This window comes from Mycolicibacterium tokaiense (assembly GCF_010725885.1).
Taxonomy (GTDB): Bacteria; Actinomycetota; Actinomycetes; order Mycobacteriales; family Mycobacteriaceae; genus Mycobacterium; species Mycobacterium tokaiense.
This window is the reverse complement of the sequence record NZ_AP022600.1, coordinates 3,624,969-3,644,660: the sequence shown is the minus strand read 5'-3', so window position 1 is coordinate 3,644,660 and position 19,692 is coordinate 3,624,969. Positions and strand designations below refer to the sequence as shown.

At 66.2% G+C, this 19,692-nt stretch carries 17 protein-coding genes; 4 read left to right on the top strand and 13 right to left on the bottom strand.

The genetic code is table 11. The features are described from left to right. Positions 1-10 precede the first annotated feature (10 nt). Together rsgA and htpG are read left to right on the top strand one after the other, a co-directional pair. The gene (gene rsgA, locus G6N58_RS17730; protein WP_115277842.1) at positions 11-988 is read left to right on the top strand and encodes a ribosome small subunit-dependent GTPase A; all 978 of its coding nucleotides are present in this window, start codon (positions 11-13) and stop codon (positions 986-988) included. A gap of 15 nt (positions 989-1,003) precedes the next feature. After that, entirely contained in the window at positions 1,004-2,914 is a 1,911-nt protein-coding gene (gene htpG, locus G6N58_RS17725) for a molecular chaperone HtpG (RefSeq protein WP_115277843.1), read from the top strand. A gap of 71 nt (positions 2,915-2,985) precedes the next feature. Here htpG and G6N58_RS17720 read toward each other — a convergent pair whose 3' ends face one another. The 4 genes from G6N58_RS17720 to ppk2 all read right to left on the bottom strand — a co-directional run bounded on the left by G6N58_RS17720 (position 2,986) and on the right by ppk2 (position 6,892). Then, a complete protein-coding gene (locus tag G6N58_RS17720) occupies positions 2,986-4,272 on the bottom strand; it encodes a fatty acid desaturase family protein (RefSeq protein WP_068915910.1) in 1,287 nt (428 codons plus the stop codon). 81 nt (positions 4,273-4,353) lie between these two features. Then, complete coding sequence (locus tag G6N58_RS17715; RefSeq protein WP_115281439.1) at positions 4,354-5,490, bottom strand: ferredoxin reductase; 1,137 nt, start codon at positions 5,488-5,490, stop codon at positions 4,354-4,356. A gap of 68 nt (positions 5,491-5,558) precedes the next feature. After that, a complete protein-coding gene (locus tag G6N58_RS17710; RefSeq protein ID WP_115277844.1) occupies positions 5,559-6,059 on the bottom strand; it encodes a DUF6912 family protein in 501 nt (166 codons plus the stop codon). 14 nt (positions 6,060-6,073) lie between these two features. After that, positions 6,074-6,892, bottom strand: coding sequence for a polyphosphate kinase 2 (gene ppk2 / locus G6N58_RS17705; RefSeq protein ID WP_115277845.1), 819 nt, complete (start codon positions 6,890-6,892; stop codon positions 6,074-6,076). A gap of 183 nt (positions 6,893-7,075) precedes the next feature. On the opposite strand from ppk2, the gene G6N58_RS17700 reads away from it, so the two are divergent. After that, a complete protein-coding gene (locus tag G6N58_RS17700; RefSeq protein WP_115277846.1) occupies positions 7,076-8,890 on the top strand; it encodes a BCCT family transporter in 1,815 nt (604 codons plus the stop codon). Between the two features lie 7 nt (positions 8,891-8,897). Here the strand turns inward: G6N58_RS17700 and G6N58_RS17695 are convergent, their stop codons facing one another. Next, positions 8,898-10,307, bottom strand: coding sequence for a WS/DGAT/MGAT family O-acyltransferase (locus G6N58_RS17695; protein ID WP_115277847.1), 1,410 nt, complete (start codon positions 10,305-10,307; stop codon positions 8,898-8,900). Between the two features lie 165 nt (positions 10,308-10,472). Here G6N58_RS17695 and G6N58_RS17690 point away from each other — a divergent pair, with 165 nt between their 5' ends. Beyond that, positions 10,473-10,943 carry an Rv3235 family protein gene (locus G6N58_RS17690; RefSeq protein ID WP_115277848.1) on the top strand — a complete coding sequence of 157 codons (471 nt, stop codon included), beginning with the start codon at positions 10,473-10,475 and terminating at the stop codon, positions 10,941-10,943. A gap of 3 nt (positions 10,944-10,946) precedes the next feature. Here the strand turns inward: G6N58_RS17690 and secA are convergent, their stop codons facing one another. The 8 genes from secA to G6N58_RS17650 form a co-directional block, all read right to left on the bottom strand. Next, a complete protein-coding gene (gene secA / locus G6N58_RS17685; RefSeq protein ID WP_115281440.1) occupies positions 10,947-13,739 on the bottom strand; it encodes a preprotein translocase subunit SecA in 2,793 nt (930 codons plus the stop codon). Between the two features lie 129 nt (positions 13,740-13,868). After that, on the bottom strand, positions 13,869-14,537 hold the full coding sequence (hpf, locus tag G6N58_RS17680; RefSeq protein WP_115277849.1) for a ribosome hibernation-promoting factor, HPF/YfiA family: 669 nt from the start codon (positions 14,535-14,537) through the stop codon (positions 13,869-13,871). 307 nt (positions 14,538-14,844) lie between these two features. Beyond that, positions 14,845-15,483 (bottom strand): ComF family protein, encoded by a 639-nt coding sequence (locus tag G6N58_RS17675; RefSeq protein WP_115277850.1) that lies wholly within the window; start codon positions 15,481-15,483, stop codon positions 14,845-14,847. Between the two features lie 94 nt (positions 15,484-15,577). Further along, positions 15,578-16,111 carry an Imm61 family immunity protein gene (locus tag G6N58_RS31235; RefSeq protein ID WP_115277851.1) on the bottom strand — a complete coding sequence of 178 codons (534 nt, stop codon included), beginning with the start codon at positions 16,109-16,111 and terminating at the stop codon, positions 15,578-15,580. Further along, a complete protein-coding gene (locus G6N58_RS31230) occupies positions 16,108-16,377 on the bottom strand; it encodes a TNT domain-containing protein (RefSeq protein WP_353961421.1) in 270 nt (89 codons plus the stop codon). The genes G6N58_RS31235 and G6N58_RS31230 overlap by 4 nt, the downstream gene beginning before the upstream one ends. A 60-nt stretch (positions 16,378-16,437) precedes the next feature. After that, positions 16,438-16,695 carry a hypothetical protein gene (locus G6N58_RS17660; protein ID WP_147289303.1) on the bottom strand — a complete coding sequence of 86 codons (258 nt, stop codon included), beginning with the start codon at positions 16,693-16,695 and terminating at the stop codon, positions 16,438-16,440. A gap of 224 nt (positions 16,696-16,919) precedes the next feature. Beyond that, positions 16,920-17,243, bottom strand: a complete 324-nt coding sequence (locus tag G6N58_RS17655) for a hypothetical protein (RefSeq protein WP_147289304.1) — start codon at positions 17,241-17,243, stop codon at positions 16,920-16,922. 31 nt (positions 17,244-17,274) lie between these two features. Beyond that, positions 17,275-19,692, bottom strand: a complete 2,418-nt coding sequence (locus G6N58_RS17650; protein WP_163908229.1) for an NAD(+)--arginine ADP-ribosyltransferase — start codon at positions 19,690-19,692, stop codon at positions 17,275-17,277.

Sequence of the window (19,692 nt, the reverse complement as noted above, 5' to 3'; positions counted from 1 at the left end):
TGGGCGCGCGGTGAGCGGTCGCGAGTACGACGAAACCGATGTCCGGGTGCGCCCGGGCAAAGGCTCGCGTCCGCGCACCAAGAACCGCCCGGATCACGCCGATGCGCGCAGCGCCATGGTGGTCACCGTGGACCGCGGCCGGTGGGGCTGCGTGCTCGGCGGCGACCCGGGGCGGCCGGTCACCGCCATGCGCGCCCGGGAACTGGGCCGGACCCCCATCGTGGTGGGCGACGACGTGGACGTGGTGGGCGACCTCTCGGGCCGCACCGACACCCTGGCCCGCATCGTGCGACGCGGCGAGCGACGAACGGTGTTGCGGCGCACCGCTGATGACACCGACCCCACCGAACGTGTGGTGGTGGCCAACGCCGACCAGCTGATGATCGTGGTGGCGCTGGCGGATCCGCCGCCGCGCACCGGATTCGTCGAGCGGGCTCTCATCGCGGCGTATGCCGGCGGGCTGCAACCGATCCTGTGCCTGACCAAGAGTGATCTGGCCCCCGCCGAGCCGTTTGCCGCGCAGTTCGCCGATCTGGACCTCACCGTCATCACCGCCGGCCGTGACGACCCGCTGGAGCAGGTCCAGCCCCTGCTCACCGACCTGGTGACGGTGCTGCTGGGACATTCCGGGGTGGGCAAGTCCACATTGGTGAATCGACTTGTGCCCGAGGCGTTCCGCGCGACCGGCGATGTCTCGGGCGTGGGCAAGGGCAAACACACCTCGACACAGTCGGTGGCGCTGCCGCTGAAGGCCGGCGGCTGGGTTGTCGACACCCCGGGCATCAGGTCGTTCGGGCTGGCCCACATCCAGCCCGACGACGTGATGCTGGCGTTCTCCGACCTGGCCGGCGCCATCGAGGACTGCCCCCGTGGCTGCGGGCACATGGGCCCGCCTGCCGATCCCGAGTGCGCTCTGGACGCCTTGACCGGAGCTGCCGCGGCGCGGGTGGCTGCGGCACGACGGCTCCTGGCCGTGCTGTCGGGTTGAGTAATATCTGCGCGCATGGATGCACATGTCGAGCAGCGAGAGTTCCAAGCAGAGGCCCGTCAGCTGCTGCAGTTGATGGTCCACTCCATCTACTCGAACAAAGATGCCTTCCTGCGGGAATTGATCTCGAACGCCTCCGATGCCCTCGACAAGCTGCGGCTCGCGGCGTTCCAGGACAAGGACCTCGACGTCGACACCTCGGACCTGCACATCGACATCGAGATCAACAAGGCCGCACGCACTCTCACCGTGCGGGACAACGGCATCGGGATGTCCCGCGACGAGGTGGTCAACCTGATCGGCACGCTCGCCAAGTCGGGCACCGCCGAACTGCGCCAGAAGCTGCGCGACGCCAAGCAGCAGGGCGACACCGATGACCTCATCGGGCAGTTCGGCGTGGGCTTCTACTCGACCTTCATGGTGGCCGACACCGTCGACCTGTTGACCCGCAAGGCGGGTGAGACCGCGGCCACCCGGTGGCAGTCCAGTGGAGACGGCACCTACACCATCGAATCCGTCGAGCAGGCACCGCAGGGCACGTCGGTGACCCTGCAGCTGAAGCCCGCGGATGCCGAGGATGCGCTGCACGACTACACCGCGGAGTCGAAGATCCGCGAGCTGGTCACCAGGTACTCGGACTTCATCGCCTGGCCCATTCGCATGGAGGTGGAAAAAACCTCCGTCGACGGCGATGAGCCGACCACCACCGTCGAGACCGCGACGCTCAATTCCATGACGGCGCTCTGGGCGAAACCCAAGAGCGAAGTCTCCGACGAGGAGTACGCGCAGTTCTACAAGCACATCGCGCACGCGTGGGACACACCGCTGGACGTCATCGCGATGAAAGCGGAAGGCACCTTCGAGTACCAGGCGCTGTTGTTCATCCCCTCTCATGCCCCGTTCGACCTCTTCAATCGCGACGCCCGCACCGGCGTGCAGCTCTACGTCAAACGGGTGTTCATCATGGCCGACTGCGATGAGCTGATGCCGGAGTACCTCCGCTTCGTCAAAGGTGTTGTGGACGCAGCGGACATGTCGTTGAACGTCTCGCGCGAGATCTTGCAACGCGACCGACAGATCACCGTGATCCGACGCAGCCTGACCAAAAAAGTTCTCTCCGCGGTCAAGGATCTGCAGACCAAGCGACCCGAGGATTACCAGACCTTCTGGGCCCAGTTCGGCCGTGTTCTCAAGGAGGGGTTGCTGTCCGATCCCGACAACCGCGACACCATTCTGGGGGTCTCGTCCTTCGCATCCACCCACAGCGACGAGCACCCCACCACGCTGGCCGAGTACGTCGAGCGCATGAAGGACGGCCAGCAGCAGATCTTTTATGCCACCGGCGAGTCACGGCAGCAGCTGGAGCGCTCGCCGCATCTCGAAGCGTTCAAAGCCAAGGGCTTTGAGGTGCTGCTGCTCACCGACCCGGTAGACGAAGTGTGGGTGGAATCGGTACCCGAGTTCGACGGCAGGGCACTGCAGTCGGTCGCCAAAGGCGAAGTGGACCTCGACGGTTCCGATGAGTCGGAGCGGGATACCGACCGCGATGAGGCTTTCGCCCCATTGTTGACCTGGCTCAAAGACACCCTCGATGAGCATGTGAAGGAGGTTCGGTTGTCCACCCGGCTCACCGAGTCCCCGGCCTGCCTGATCACCGACACCTTCGGCATCACCCCGTCGCTGGCGAGAATGTACCGCGCCTCGGGCCAGGAGGTCCCCGTGGGTAAACGCATCCTGGAACTGAACCCGAACCACGATCTGGTCACCGGCCTGCAGCGGGCGTTGGCGCAGCGGCCCGATGCACCGGAACTGGCCGAGACGGCCGAGTTGCTCTATGGCACAGCGCTTCTGGCCGAGGGCGGAGCGCTCGACGATCCGGCCAGGTTTGCCGCCCTGCTGGCAGGCAGGCTGGCGCGCACGGTGTAGCCCGAGCAGAGCAAGACAAAAGCCGCCCCGGTTCTCGAGGAACCGGGGCGGCTTTGTTCAGGCGTGAACGCTCAGGCGGTCTTGCGCTCCTCGAGCACGTGGATCTCCTGGCGCTTGCCACCGGACCGGCGCCACTTGCGCACGGTCGCGATGGCGGTCTTGAGCCCGCGGCGGCGACCCGAGGTGGTGTCGACGCCACCGAATTCCGGCCCCAACTCCGCGAACATCCGCTCGCTGCGGGTCTCGGGGGCGTCGTCGGCACTGTCACGCAGGTACTTGTTGGGCAACGACAGCTTGGCGATGGTGCGCCACGACTTGCCGTACTGCACCAGGAACGAGCCTGTGGTGTAGGGCAGGTCGTACTTGTCGCAGATCTCCCTGACCCGCAGCGACACCTCGTAGTACCGGTTACTCGGCAAATCCGGGAACAGGTGGTGCTCGATCTGGTGGCACAGGTTGCCACTCATGAAGCGCAGCACGGGGCCGTTCTCGAAGTTGGCGCTGCCCAGCATCTGACGCAGGTACCACTGGCCTTTGGACTCGCCCACCATGTCGGTCTTGGTGAACTTCTCCGCGCCGTCCGGGAAGTGGCCGCAGAAGATCACGGCGTTGGCCCAGACGTTGCGGATGATGTTGGCCACCGCGTTCGCCTTGGCCGTCGACGTGAATGTCGCGCCCGGCGACAGCGACGTCAGCGCCGGGTAGGCCACGTAGTCCTTGACCAGCTGTGCCCCGGCCTTGGCGCCGAACTCACGCACGCGCTCCAGAGTGGCCTCGCGGTCGTCACGGCTTTTGGCGATCTTGCCGAGCTCCAGATGCTGCAGCCCGACACCCCATTCGAAGAACGCGCACAGCACCGTGTTGTAGAAGAGGTTGCCCAGGTTGAACGGGCTCCACTTCTGGTCCCGGGTCACGCGGATCAGGCCGTAGCCCACGTCGTCGTCCATGCCCAGGATGTTCGTGTACTTGTGATGCATGAAGTTGTGGGTGAAGCGCCAGTGCTTGGAGGCCCCGCTCATGTCCCACTCCCAGCTGGAGGAGTGAATCTCGGGATCGTTCATCCAGTCCCACTGGCCGTGCATGACGTTGTGGCCGATCTCCATGTTCTCGATGATCTTGGCCACGCCGAGGGTGGCGGTGCCCGCCCACCACGCCTTGCGGTTGGAGCTGCCGGCCAGCATCAGGCGGCCTGCGAGTTCGAGCGCGCGCTGAGCGGCGATGGTGCGCCGGATGTAGCGGGCATCGCGTTCCCCGCGGGAATCCTCGATGTCCTGCCGGATGGCGTCGAGTTCAACGCCCAAACTCTCGATGTCGGCATCGGTGAGATGCGCGAATTCTGGAACGTCCGTGATTGCCATGGTTGCCCTCCTTCCGGGTTCCTACGCTAGCGTAACCTACGACTCCGTAGGTTACTAGTCAGTAAAGTCACATTCGTCGGGTCAGACGTCGAGCGTGCAGTCGCCCGCCGCGGCGGACACACACGTCTGGATGCGGGTGCCCGGTTCGTGCTCGACGCCCGTCCGCAGGTCACGCACGTGACCGTCGAGCAGTGGCACCACACAGGACTGGCAGATCCCCATCCGGCAGCCGAACGGCATCTGCACGCCCACCGTTTCGCCGGCGTCCATCAGAGGAGTCGCGCCGTCGACGGCCAGCGTCTTGCCGGTGCGTTCGAACGTGACGGTGCCACCCGCGCCGTGCGGCGCCGCCCGGGTGACCGCGAACCGTTCCAGGTGCAGCCGCTCGGCGATCCCCGCAGCGGTCCACACTTTCTCCGCCTCGGCCAGCATTCCCTCCGGCCCGCAGGCCCACACCTGCCGTTCGCGCCAATCCGGCACCAACTCGGACAGCCGGTTGAGGTCCAGGCGGCCTTCGGTGCGGGTGGCCCGGACCCGGAGGCGGTAATCGGGATGCTCCTCGTGCAGCGCGGCCAGCTCATCACCGAACAACACGTCGTCGGCCGTGGGCGCCGAGTGCAGATGCACGATGTCGGTGATCTGGCCGTGCCGCTCCAGGGTGCGCAGCATCGACATGATGGGCGTGATGCCCGAGCCCGCTGTGAGGAACAGCACCGACGGCGGCGCCGGGTTGGGCATGACGAAGTTGCCCTGCGGGGCGGCCAGTCGCACGATCGTGCCGGGCTCCACACCTGCGACCAGATGGCTGGACAGGAAACCCTCCGGCATCGCCTTGACGGTGATGGTGATGATCTTCGACTCGGTGTGCGGCGCCGAGGTCAGCGAATAGGACCGCCACCGCCAACGACCCTCCATCAACACGCCGATTCCCACGTACTGGCCGGGTTCGTAGTCGAAGGAGAAACCCCAACCCGGCTTGATCACCAGCGTCGCGGAGTCCTCGGTCTCCCGTCGGACGTCGAGGATGCGGCCGCGCAGTTCGCGCGCCGACCACAGCGGGTTGGCCAGGTGCAGGTAGTCATCGGGCAGCAGCGGGGTGGTGATCCGAGCAGCCAGAGTGCGCAGTGCGTGCCAGCCGGGATGCTTGTCGGCACCGGCGACGGTGGGGCGCACGGTGTCGACCACCTTCGCGCCGGTCTTGATCTTGCTCTTCGCCATGGCCACCTCACTCGAGTCGCAGCGTGCAGAACCTACGGTACCGTAACTTACGGTTCCGTATCCAGGCCTCAGAGCAGCTCGAGCAGGAACGGCAGCTCCTGGGTGGCGTACCAGGCCAGGTCGTGGTCCTGGGCGTCGCCGACAGCCAGCTCGGCATCTTCGTCACCGAGGTCCGCCGCGTCTACCACCGCCGTCGCGGCCCGAACCGCGTCCTCGGCCGATGCCAGGTCGACGTACACGGCGACGACGTCCCCGATCGTGACCGCCTCACCGACGCGCACCACCGCGTCGTCGAGATCGGGCCGGGCCTTCGCCCCGTCGACGTCGGCCACCAGCACGCACCGCCGCAACGGCAGGGTGCCGGGTTCCTCCTCGCCGGCCAACAAGCGCAGAGAGCCCAGGGCCGCATCGCGCAGCGCCACCTCGGCGAGTTCGTCGTCGTCACCGTCGGAATAGGCCTCACGCAGGGTGGGAGTGACGGCAAACGCTGTTCCGCTGACGGGAAACAGTGAACCGTCGGCGACCAGTCGCTGGAGCATCCCCAGCGTCGCCGGGATGTAGACCCGCATAGCCGTGAGGCTACCTACTCCGGATCACCCAGCAGTGACGCCACGTGATCGGGAACGTAGGTCGACAGTTCGCGCGGCGGACGCTGGTAGTTGCCGGACAGCACCGGCCGCTCGGGCAGCTCGACGGTGGGCCGCTGCACGTCGTAGTAGTCGATGCTGCTCAGCAGGTGATTCATCATGTTGAGCCGGGCGTGCTTCTTGTTGTCGGACTCCACCACGAACCACGGACTCGACGGGGTGTCCGTGTGCACCATCATCTCGTCCTTGGCGCGTGAGTAGTCCTCCCAGCGGTACACCGACTCGAGGTCCATCGGCGAGAGCTTCCACTGCCGCACCGGGTCGTTCAACCGCGACCGGAACCGGCGCAACTGCTCGTCGTCGGACACCGAGAACCAGTACTTGCGCAGCAGGATGCCCTCGTCGATCAGCATCTGCTCGAAGATCGGGGTCTGCCGCAGGAACAGGGTGTGCTCCTGCGGCGTGCAGAAACCCATCACCTTCTCCACCCCGGCCCGGTTGTACCAGGACCGGTCGAACAACACGATCTCCCCCTCGGTGGGCAGATGGGCGATGTAGCGCTGGTAATACCACTGCCCGCGTTCGCGATCAGTGGGCGCCGGCAGCGCAGCGATCCTGCTGACCCGGGGGCTCAGATATTCGGTGATTCGCTTGATCGTGCCGCCCTTGCCCGCCGCGTCACGGCCTTCGAACACCACGACAATGCGCGCGCCCGTGTCCTTGGTCCACTCCTGAAGCTTCACGAATTCCGTTTGGAGCCGGAACAATTCAGCTTCATAGACGTCCTTGGACAGCTTTGTCTTGGACTTGCCCATCACGAAATCGTACCGGCATGGACTATGGTCGACGGGTTGCCGGGCACGATCGCCGGCGTGGCACCCGCCTGTGATTGAAAATTCCGCGTGGTGGGTAGTGAAAGCCGCTGGGGCGTCATCTGGCCCGCAGGAGTACACGGAGCGCGCGTCTGCGGAGCGCACCGAGACGAGGAGGAACACGACGTGACGGCGCGATCAGGGCCCGATACCCCCGCCGGGACCGGCCCCACCGGCTTCAAGAAAGCCATAGCCAGTGTCCAACCGCGCGTCTTCGTGCCATCGTCGATCATCATCGTCGGCCTCATCGTCTTCGCCGCGGTGTACGCAGGTACTGCCGAGGACGTCTTTTCCCGGCTGAATACCGCGCTCACCGCCGGCGTCGGCTGGTGGTACATCCTGGCGGCCACCATCTTCTTGGTGTTCGCCGCCTACTGCGGCCTCTCGCGCATCGGCACCATCAAGCTGGGCCGCGACGACGAGGGCCCTGAGTTCGGGTTCTGGCCTTGGCTGGCCATGCTTTTCAGCGCCGGTATGGGCATCGGGCTGGTGTTCTACGGTGTGGCTGAGCCACTCACCCACTACGCCGAACCACCCGCCTCGCGCGGCGTTCCCGGGCTGACCGACCCTGCCGCGAACCAGGCGATGGCGCTGACCCTGTTTCACTGGGGCCTGCACGCGTGGGGCATCTATGCCGTGGTCGGGCTCGGCATGGCGTACATGACCTATCGCAGGGGACGGCCGCTGACCGTGCGGTGGTTGCTCGAGCCACTGCTGGGTCGCCAGCGTGTCGAAGGTCCCATCGGCCATGCGGTGGACACCGTCGCGGTGGTCGGCACCCTGTTCGGCGTCGCGACCTCGCTGGGGTTCGGAGTCACCCAGATCGGCGCCGGCCTGGAGTACCTGGGCTGGATCCAGATGAACAACTGGTGGACCGTCGGCATGATCGCCGCGATCACCGTCATCGCCACGTTCTCCGTGGTGAGCGGCGTACACAAGGGTCTGCAGTGGCTGTCGAACATCAACATGGGTCTGGCCGCCGCCCTGGCGCTCTTCGTTCTGCTGCTCGGCCCCACGCTGTTCCTGCTGCAGGCCTGGGTGCAGAACCTGGGTCTGTACATCCAGTCATTGCCGGAACTGATGTTGCGCACCGCCCCGTTCTCCGACGGCGAATGGCTGGGTAGCTGGACCATCTTCTACTGGGGCTGGTGGATCAGTTGGGCGCCGTTTGTCGGCATGTTCATCGCCCGCATCTCGCGGGGGCGCACCATCCGCGAGTTCGTCACCGGCGTCCTGCTGGTCCCCACCATCATCGGTTCGCTGTGGTTCACCATCTTCGGGGACTCGGGAATCCTGCGGCAACGCGACGAGGGTGACCTTCTGGTCGACGGGGCCGTAGACACCAACACCTCGATGTTCCGCTTGCTGGAGACGCTGCCACTCGGTGTCATCACCAGCGTTATCGCCGTCGCCGTCATCGTGTTCTTCTTCGTCACCTCGTCGGACTCGGGATCACTGGTGATCGACATCCTGTCCTCCGGCGGCGAACTCGACCCCCCGGTGGCCACCAGGGTCTACTGGACGACGCTCGAAGGCGTCGCGGCCGCGGTACTTCTGGTGGTCGGCGGCTCCGGTTCGTTGACGGCTCTGCAAACTGCCTCCATCGCAACAGCTCTGCCGTTCTCGATCGTGATGGTACTGGCGTGTGTGGCAATGTTGCGTGCCTTCCGCTACGACGTGGCCACCACACCGCGGCTGATGCACATCTCCGCTCCGGACGGGGTGCCCGAGCCCACGGCGGTGGAATCGCGTTCCCGCCGCCGAGATGTGTCCGCCACACTGGCCGGGCTGGTCGCGGTGCGCAGCGTGGACGTCGACACCTTCGAGGTGGACCCGGAGACCGGGGCGGTCACCATCGCCACACCCGAGGATCCGCTGGGCGGCGAGGTGTTCGACACCGAGGAATACCGGTTGTCGGCCGAGGCCGAGCGCAACGCCTGAGCGGCTTTCAGCCGGCGGCGTCGAGCAATTCGTCCAGCGATTCCTGCAGCAGCGTCGGGAACTCGTCGACGTCGCTCATCGCCTCCCGGTCGGCGTTGATGCCGAAGTAGAGCATGCCGTGGTAGGAGGTGACGCCGATGGCCAACACCTGGTTGGACAGCAGCGGCGGAACGGCGTAGGTCTCCAGCAGTTTGGTGCCGGCCACATACATCTGTGCCTGCGCCCCCGGCACGTTGGTGATCAAGAGGTTGAACTGCCGCGCCGAAAAGCTGGACGCCACCCGGATTCCCATGGCATGCAGTGTCGGTGGGGCGAACCCCGAGAGCGTCACGATGGTGCGGGCGTCCACCAGACTGGCTGCGGTGGAATGGGATTCGGTGGCATGGGCGATCTGCGACAGCCGCACAACGGCATTGCCCTCACCCACCGGCAGGTCCACCAGGAACGGCGCCACCTCGCTGATCGCCTGTCCCGGTCCGGCGGTGGGGTCCAGATCGTCGGTGTACACCGACATCGGAGCCATGGCCCGCACCACCGAGGTCGGCTTGACGGGCTCGCCGCGCGACAGCAGCCAGTTGCGCAAAGCACCGCCGATCACCGCCAGCACCACATCGTTGACGTCGCAGTCGTAGCGGGCCCGTAGGTGCCGGTAGTCCTCCAGCTTTCCGCTGGCCACCGTGAAGCGGCGATTGCGCGACACCGTGGTGTTGAGTGGACTGCTGGGGGCGGTACCCCGTGCGACGGTGCGGGCGATGTCGAGCACGCGCCGGCCGGCTTCGGCCAGTTCACCGGAGTTGGTCACGACGCCCGCCAGCACCGACTGCACCGCCTGCGCCTGCTGGCGCGGCCGCGACACCCAGTCGCCGATGGCGCCCAGAACCAGGCTGGCCGTGCCGGGTTCGCGGGCCGGGATCCAGATGTCCTCACCGAAGGTCGGGGGTTTCTGGGTGCGGTCGGCGATCACGTGCCCGATCTCCAGGGCCGTCATCCCGTTCACCAGCGCCTGGTGCGACCTGGTGTAGATGGCCACCCGGTTCTTGGTCAACCCTTCGACCAGATACATCTCCCACAGCGGGCGGGACTTGTCCAGCGGCCTGGAGCCCAGTCTGGCGACCAGGTCATGCAGCTGCGCGTCGCTGCCCGGTGACGGCAGTGCGGAACGGCGGACGTGGTAGGTGATGTCGAAGTCGGCGTCGTCGATCCACACCGGACGACCCAGCCCCCAGGTGACCTCGCGGACCTTCTGTCGGTAGCGCGGAATCTGCGGGAGACGCTGCTCGACGGTGGCCAGCAGCGTCTCATAGCTCAGCCCGGCACGCGGCTTGCGCAGGATCGACAAGGTACCGACGTACATCGGTGTCGACGTGTTCTCCAGCTGATAGAACGACGCATCCGACGCCGACAGCCTGGCCACCATGTCAGCGCTCCCCCCTCGCGTCAATGGACAGCACAACCGTAGCGGGAGCTGCGGTGAGCGCGCAGCACGGGTGCACACGCAAATCCGGCGGCTGTGCCATGATCAGCGCGGCTGCCACTCTCCAGCAGACCAGGTCCCTGGTGTCACGTCGGTTGGAGGTCGAGCATGTCCACATCACCCGTCGCCCGCGTCGTCGACTACGAGCCGCCGGCCCACGCGGAGCGCAGCGCACCGGTGCCGACACGCCGCAGCGCGCCTGCGCGTCCGCGCCGCCTGCACGCGGTGCCCCCCATCTCGGCGCGGCGTCAGGCCGCCTCGGGATTCGCCGACGCGGCGCTGCGCACCGTACTGGAGGTGATCGACCAGCGGCGCCCAGCCGGTCAACTCGGTCCGCTGCTGGTGGGCGGGCTGGCCGATGCGGTGCTGGCGCTGCGCCGGGCCGGTGCCGACCGGAGCTGCCCGGCGGCGGTGTTGCGCCGGGTTCGGGTGCAGGCAACAGACGCCGCGGAAACCGCCTTCGAGGTGGCGGCGGTCTACACCCGCGGGCCGCGGACCCACGCGCTGGCGGGACGGATACAGCTCACGCAGACCGCCCGCGGCCCGCGGTGGCAGTTCGCGGCCCTGCACATCGGGTGAGGGTCAGCCCCGGCGCGTCTTGGCGGCGCGGCGGGCCGCTTCCCGCCGTTCCTTGCGGGTGGTCCCATCGCCGACGAACGTGCCACCGTCACCGTCGCGGCGCTTCACTTCCGCGCTGCCGTCTTCCGACGGACCGGTGTAGGTCAGCGGAGGCGCCTTGTCCTCGATGCCCTTGGCGCGCACCGCCGCCGGAGCGGGGGTGGGAGCGCCCTGCTTGCGGGCCGCGGCCGCGGCGAACTCCGCCAGCCCCTCGGGAGCGGCTTGCGCCGACACCGCCGGGGCCGCCGTCGGGGCGGCCTCGACCTGCACGTTGAACAGGAAGCCCACGGACTCTTCCTTGAGCGCGTCGAGCATGCCGCGGAACATGTCGTAGCCTTCGCGCTGGTACTCGACCACCGGATCGCGCTGCGCCATGGCGCGCAGACCGATGCCTTCGCGCAGGTAGTCCATCTCGTAGAGGTGCTCACGCCACTTGCGATCCAGCACGCTGAGCAGGATGTTGCGCTCCAGCTGTCGCATCGCGCCAGGCCCGGCGATCTCCTCGATCTGCGCTTCGCGTGCGGCGTAAGCCTTTTCGGCGTCCGCCAACAACGCGGCCAGCAGCTCGTCGCGGGTCAGCTCACCGGGCTCACCGACCACCGACGAGTCGATGAGGTCGTGGTGGTCGATGCTGACGGGGTACAGCGTCTTGAGCGCCTCCCACAGCTTCTCCAGGTCCCAGTCCTCGGAATAGCCCTCGGCGGTGGCGCCGTCGACGTAGGCGGTGATGACGTCGACGAGCATCTGATGCGCCTGTTGCTGCAGGCTCTCGCCTTCGAGCACCATCTTGCGCTCGGCATAGATCACCTTGCGCTGCTGGTTCATCACCTCGTCGTACTTGAGGACGTTCTTGCGGACCTCGAAGTTCTGCTGCTCCACCTGAGTCTGCGCGCTCTTGATCGCTCGGGTGACCATCTTGGCTTCGATGGGCACATCATCAGGCAGGTTGAGCCGGGTCAGCAACGACTCCAAGGTGGCGCCGTTGAAGCGCCGCATCAGCTCGTCGCCGAGCGACAGATAGAACCGCGACTCACCCGGGTCACCCTGGCGACCGGCGCGGCCACGCAGCTGGTTGTCGATGCGGCGGGACTCGTGGCGCTCGGTGCCCAGCACGTAGAGCCCGCCGACCGCGCGGACGTCCTTGGCTTCTTCCTCGGCCTCGCTTTTGATCTTCGACAGCGTCTCTTCCCACGCCGCCTCGTACTCCTCCGGGGTCTCCACCGGGTCCAGCCCCTGGGCGCGCAGCCGCTTGTCGGCCAGGAAGTCGACGTTGCCGCCGAGCACGATGTCGGTACCGCGGCCGGCCATGTTGGTGGCGACCGTGATGGCGCCCAGGCGGCCCGCCTCGGCGATGATGTTCGCCTCTTGCTCGTGGTACTTCGCGTTGAGCACGTTGTGCGGGACCTTGCGCTTGGTGAACTGGCGCGACAGGTACTCCGAGCGTTCCACGCTGGTGGTGCCGATCAGGACCGGCTGGCCCTTCTCGTAGCGCTCCGCCACGTCGTCGACGACGGCGATGTACTTGGCTTCCTCGGTCTTGTAGATCAGGTCGGACTGGTCTTGGCGGACCATGTCGCGGTTGGTCGGGATGGTGACCACACCGAGCTTGTAGATCTCGTGCAGCTCGGCGGCTTCCGTCTGCGCGGTGCCGGTCATGCCGGAGAGCTTGTCGTAGAGCCGGAAGTAGTTCTGCAGCGTGATGGTGGCCAGGGTCTGGTTCTCGGCCTTGATCTCGACGCGTTCCTTGGCCTCGATGGCCTGGTGCATGCCCTCGTTGTAGCGGCGGCCGACCAGCACGCGGCCGGTGAACTCGTCGACGATGATGACCTCGCCGTTGCGGACGATGTAGTCCTTGTCGCGGGTGAACAGCTCCTTGGCCTTCAACGCGTTGTTGAGGTGGCTGATCAGCGGCGAGTTGGCCGATTCGTAGAGGTTGTCGATGCCCAGCTGGTCCTCGACGAACTCGACGCCCAGCTCGTGCACGCCGACGGTGCGCTTGCGGATGTCCACCTCGTAGTGGACGTCCTTTTCCATCAGCGGCGCGATTCGGGCGAACTCGGTGTACCAGTTCGAGGCGCCGTCGGCCGGGCCGGAGATGATCAGCGGGGTGCGGGCCTCGTCGATCAGGATGGAGTCCACCTCATCGACGATCGCGAAGTTGTGCCCGCGCTGCACCAGATCCTCGAGGCTGTGCGCCATGTTGTCGCGCAGGTAGTCGAATCCGAACTCGTTGTTGGTGCCGTAGGTGATGTCGGCGGCGTAGGCGGCCCGGCGTTCGACGGGCGTGAGTCCCGAGAGAATGACACCGACGTTGAGACCGAGGAAGCGGTGTACCCGGCCCATCCACTCGGCGTCACGTTTGGCCAGGTAGTCGTTGACGGTGACGACGTGCACGCCCTTGCCGGACAGTGCGTTCAGGTATGACGGCAGCACCGCGGTCAGGGTCTTGCCCTCACCGGTGCGCATCTCGGCGACGTTGCCGAAGTGCAGCGCCGCGCCACCCATCACCTGGACGTCGAAGTGGCGCTGCGAGAGCACCCGCCAGGCCGCTTCCCGGGCCACGGCGAACGCCTCGGGAAGCAGGTCATCGAGGCTTTCGCCCTTCTCGATGCGCGCCCGGAACTCGTCGGTCTTGGCGCGCAGCTCCGCGTCGGTGAGCGTCTCGACGTCGTCGGAGAGGGTGTTGACGTAGTCGGCCACACCCTTGAGGCGTTTGACCATGCGACCTTCGCCGAGGCGGAGCAGCTTATCGAGCAGCACTGATATATCCCCTACAGGATCGGAGTCTTAGCGCAGTCCATCGTAGGTGACGCCGCTGGGAGCGCTGAGCCCGAACACGAAGGTGGGCAGGATCCCGCCAGGATCCCGCCCACCTGGGTCGACGGATCAGCCCAGTCGGATCAACCCGTAGTCGTAGGCGTGCCTGCGGTAGACCACGGTCGGCCGGTCGGTTTCTTTGTCATGGAAGAGGAAGAAGTCGTGCCCCACGAGTTCCATCTCGTAGAGCGCGTCGTCGACCGTCATCGGACGGTCCGGGTGCTCTTTGGTGCGTACCACCCGGCCGGGGACATGCTCGTCGGCAGCGGGATCGGTGCGCGCGTCCGCGGCGCCCGGGGAGGTTGCGGGAATGTCGAAGTCCGGCGCGATGGCGGCGGTGGCCTCGGCGACCGACACCGGGGTCTTGTCCCCGTAGTGAATCTTGCGGCGGTCCTTGCCGCGGCGCAGTCGTGCCTCCAGCTTCTGGACGGCCGCTTCCAGCGCGGCGTAGAAGCTGTCGGCGCAGGCTTCACCGCGGACCACGGGTCCGCGGCCGCGCGCAGTGATCTCGACGTGCTGACAGTTCTTGCGTTGACGGCGGTTCTTCTCGTGGTCGAGTTCGACATCGAACATGTAGATGGTCTTGTCGAAGCGCTCCAGGCGGGTCAGTTTCTCGGCAACGTGTATCCGGAAGTGCTCCGGAATCTCGACGTTGCGTCCCTTGACCACCACTTCGGCGTGCAGCTCTTCAGCTTGCTCGTCGGTGTCGGCCAGCATCTGGGCGGATTGGCTTGTCATGCTTGACAACTCGAAACTCCTCTGCGTCGAACGCGAGCGCGTGTCTGGCTTGTACAAACATGCGCCGAGGGGTTCAGCGGATACGCACACCCGCCGGCGCCAGGGGTCGGATATCACCTCCTGTCGCCTCCGGGCGAAGTGGCCTCGCAGGCTACGGCCCGGCAAGTCCGGCTGCGAGTCCTTCACAGCGTGTTGCTCACGAAGGTAGTCCGAGTTCACCCAAACGTGCCACCTTTTTCGCGCACCTGTTGCGAGTTCTTTCGACCGTCGTTACCTGGGACCGTGGTCCGTAACGTCAGGACGTTGGTCAGGCGTAGGCCAGGGTGAGCACCGCGGCCACCTGGACACCCGCCTCGGAGAGCACCCGCACCGATTGGCAGGCGGTGGCCCCGGTGGTCACGATGTCGTCCACCACGAGCACCTCGACCCCGCTGATCAGTTTGCGGGGCCGCAGCCGCACCCGTCCCGCGAGGTTGCGCTGGCGGTCGCTGCTGCCGAGGCCCACCGAGTCCCGAACACCGCGGGTCAGGCGCAGTGCGGGGACGACCGTGATTGCGGGATACGCCGCGACGGCGCGGGTGGCGCATCGGGTCACCGGGTCACCGCCGCGCCGGCGGGCAGCGCTGCGACGGGTGGGTGCCGGGACCACGGCCAGCGACTCCGCAAGCACCCCCCAGGTGAGCAGACGCTGGATTCCCCCGGCCAGGGCGTAGGCCAGCGGTGGCACCAGGTCGCTGCGACCGTGCTCTTTGAGTGCAACGATGGCCTGCCTGCGGCTGCCGGCGTGGCGGCCCAGCGCGAATACCGGCACCCCGGGATCCAGCCGCGGGGTGATGACGACGGGTTCGTCGGGCCGCACACACAGGGCCGTCGCGCACGCCTCACACCAGCGTTCCCCCGGCGCGCCGCAACCTCCGCACTCCAGCGGCAGGATCAGATCGAGCATGGCTGCAGTCTGGCCCGGGGGTGTGACAACTCAGGGGTGGGACGTGTTGAGCCGCTGTTGGCGGCGGGCGCAGTCAGGATCTCACCCGCGACAGCTACTTGAGTTCAAAGAGCGGCTGACCTGTAGGACTTATGAACGACTCGGCCACCGAGTCGGAAGGAGCGCCGATCCCCCATGACAATCTCACCAACGTCGAGACATCACTGAACGGATCCCATGGTCGATCCATAACCACCACGGGTTCTCCGGTGCCATCGAGAAGAACGAGCCTGTCTGCACGGGTGTCATCAACCCGGAATCCCGGATACGCGTCATCTCGAGAAAGCGGAAGTCGAATCCTCGGCAGCCGAAGGGCACTTCGAACGCTGGACCCGAACTCAACCAAGAAAAAATCTTCGGCCACGTCCGCAGTACTCACGTCCGCGAGGTATTCCTCGTCTTGGTTTCGCGTAGAGGATGAGATTCGGAGAAACGGCCCTGCTGCCCTTACAAAGAATGCCGTCTCCCACCCAGCGTTGTGAAAAGCCGAGCTTCCACTGGGCCCATCGGCGTCAAACCTGTAACCCGCCTGCTCGGCCCATGCGAGTAAGCGCGGTGACGGAGTGAAAGGACTGCTGCTGGAGGTCACCGAAGCACACCCGCCCGTTCGAGTTGATCGACACTGACTTTCCTGCCGACGCTATCGAAAATCAACACCTGCAAACTCCCACCTTCTCGACCGAATGCCGGTGCGACCTGGGAGATTTCGACGGTCCAGCCTTCGGGCATCGAACCCGTCAACTCATACGCATGGTAGTCGAGCTCGAGAGAATCGATCGGCAAACCCCTTGCCTCAAATGACGCTGCGACCCCATCTTCCCGAACTGCAAGGTAGTTACCCCCCTCATCTCCCAGGCGGTCGACGCGGCGGGGGCTTCCCGTCGCACGCAGACCCGGTCAACAGGACGGTGCCGCTCACCGCGGCCGTCCACGCACGAGTGCGGTGTAACTACCGGCGGCCGCCGGGGCCTTGAAGCTCGCTGCGTCGACGTCGGCGAGAGCCAGGCTCTGCGTCGGTGTCTCCGACGGCCACGTCAGTTGCACCAGCGAGACCCCATGGTCGCGGAGGAGCAGTGTCACGGATTCGGTTGCGATGGCGATCTTTTGGGCTTGAGACAGCGCGTCGTCGGAATTCAACGTCCAGATCAGTTCGCACAGACCGTAGCTACTCATGTCTATGACGTCGAGGACGTCCTGCACGAGGAGCTGGACACGGCGGCCAAATTCAGCGTTTCCAGGGAAACCCGACATCTCGCTGAGTCCCGACTGCGCGTGGCGAAGCGGCCTGGCGAGTGGACCTCAACAGCGGAGGCGGCCAGCGATGGGCCAACGTATGCGCGCACGGCTAGCCTCAGTTCCTCAGGCCCCGGCGGTATTTCATGAGCATCAGAGGGGCCCTAAGGAACTTCCGGTGCGTTGTACTTTAATTGTTGCCGAGCGTAGTCGCACAGGTCACCGAACATTGCTACGAGATTTGCGCGCCGGCTGGCATCATCAATACCCTGTATGTATTCCGGCAGATCCTGGGCCAAGATTCGCACTGCCAAATCAGATTCAGCACCGCGAAGATCCAAGAACAGAACGTTATTATCCGCCAATTCTCTAACGGTGTCTCTGAGTTCGCCCGCCGGTAGCCGTTCCGCAATGAAATCCATGGCGAAATGCGTAGCCGAAGACTTCCCGTCCCAGGTGTGTTCAGAAAAGGTGATCGAACCCGTCATTCTGTCTCCATACTTCGCAACTCAATCTATCCTAACCATCCTCGCCCACAATGAAAGCGCGATCAGTGTGAAGGCCCTCAAGGAAGACCTTCACCTTCTGCGTCTGCTCCGGCGTGAACTTGGAAACATCGATTGGGACAAAATCCGCCTTGTCTAAGTGCTTGAGTATCTGTTCCTTCAGATTAGCCCATTGCTTGTCGAAGAACTTCCCGTCGAAATTCCCAACGGCGTCATAAGTCTTTCCCGTCGCGGTATCTCGCCAATCACCCGGGGAATCGCCCGGAAGCCGTTCCAGTGTGACGCCGGTTTCATTCTCTATACGCAACCCCGTTTCTGCTTCAGCCGGGCGGAATCGCCCGACATCCGGGTCCATACCCAGCTCCTGGGCGTGCGGTGAAGACACATCTAGTGGTCCCGAAGAATCAAACCCTGGCGAGTCGAAAGCGGAGTCACCGGAACCGGCACCTGGGGCAGGGTCAGGCCCATCTCCGCCCGAGTCGTGACCACTCGAGCCCGATCCCCCGCTGCCCGGATCATGCGGCGTAGGCGGACCCCCGCCGGACGACGCACCGTCGGCGGCCTTCTCAGCACCCGCCCCCACCGACACCAGTTCGCGGTCCTTGCCTGAATCAGCTCCGGCGCCAACGCCATCCGACGAGCCACCCGGGGACCTGCCGCCTCCATCCGTCGCGACCTGGCCCGCGTGCTCACCAAGGCTGGCCGACGCCCCCAGACCACCACCGGGCGGGCCGCCACCCGGCGCACCTGCCGGTGCTGCTGCAGCCGCCGGCACACCCGACGGCGGCAGCCGGTCCCCCGAGCCGGCGGCTGCGGGAGCCGGGCTGTGTGCCGGGTCGGGGGTCGCCCTGCCTGCATCACCGGTGGCGGCAACTCCCGCTCCAGAGGCGGTCGGTCCGTGATGGCCGCCGCTTCCACCGGGAGGCGACGCGGGGGTTGCACCGCCGCTGCCCGCGGGGCCGCCTTTGGGAGACTCTGGCAGCGGCGCGGGCGCACCACCGGCGGGCGCTTTCGGCGGCTCCGGAACCTTGGGCGGCTCAGGGACTTTGGGTGCCTCCGGCACCTTGGGCAGCTCGGGCACCTTCGGCGGGTCGAGCAGGCGTGGCGCGGTGCGCGCAGCGGCCTCGGCCGTCTCGGCGGCGCCGTGGCCCAGGGTGCCGAGCTTGGTCGCGCCGCCGCCGGGAAGGAAGAACGTGGCGACGTCGAACACACTGCGTCCCAGCGCCTCCGCCGGATTGGTCTTCCACAGATCCCAGTGCACGGTCTCTTTGCCCACCTGAAGCCATGCGTCGCCCGTCCCGGTCCAGCCGTCCTCATCAGCACCCACCAGCGGGGCCATGCCGCTGACCAACTGGCGGTAGGAGTCGAGGCTGCCCTGCGGATCGACCACCGCCCGCTGCGGACTGTAAGTCCACGCTCCCTCGACCAACTCCCACGCCTGCAGCCCGAAGCCCTTGGTTGCCTGGGCCATGTCGTCGATGAGCTGGCCCACCGGGTTGCCCTGGAGAAACTGTTCCCACTCTTTGTCCGCCAACTTCAGCATGCTCTCGGCGATGGTGGCCGCTGCTCCGACCATGGGCTCGAGTTCGGCCATCAGAGCGTTCACCTGGGTGGCGAAGTTGTCGACCACGGTTTTGATGTCCTCGGCGATCTCTTTGATCTCGGATTCCTCGTCGTCGGTGAGGAAATCCCAGATGATCTTCGCCCCGGTCATCGGATCGCAGATGCGCGCCAGCAGGTCGATGATCGCGGCGTGCACCTCATCCACCTGGTCGGCGTACGAGATCAGCTTGGCAGCAATGGCATTGCTGTGCACCATGACATCCGAGGCGGACTTCAGTGAGTCCGCGAACGCCTGTCCCATGGCCTCGGCCTCGGGGATCTGTTGGCCGCCGATGATGCCCAGCGCGGGTGCTGCTGTGGCCTGGGTGGCCAGCAGGTTCGTGCCGGCCGCGATCCAGGCACCCGCCGCAGTGCGTAGCTGCGCGGAATCGGCTGCAGGCCAGATCATCCCGATGTACTTGCTCACCCAGCCGAAGCCCGCCGGCGCCGGTATTCCGCCGCCGACGGAGGTGGGCGATTCGCCGGCAGCGATGGCACCGCTGGAGCCCGGCACCGGCAACGGCTCGGCGCGGCCCCGCCCGTCGGACAGCGACTCGGCCATCGAATAGTTGTGTGCCGACATCCGCACGCCATCAACGAGATTCACCAGCCCGTTGCGGGATGCGGCGAAGGCCTTGAGCAGGCTCGCGGCCGCGGAATCGTAGGACTTCCCGATGGCCGCGCCCACGGGGTCGTCCCCGCACATACCACCGCAACCCGACAGCGTCCCGGCCAGCGTCGACATGGTCCAGCCGATGTCTTTACCGACATCGGTCAGGGTGACGCCGGCGCCGTCGAGCGCGGCGGGATCGACGGACAGCGGGGCCAT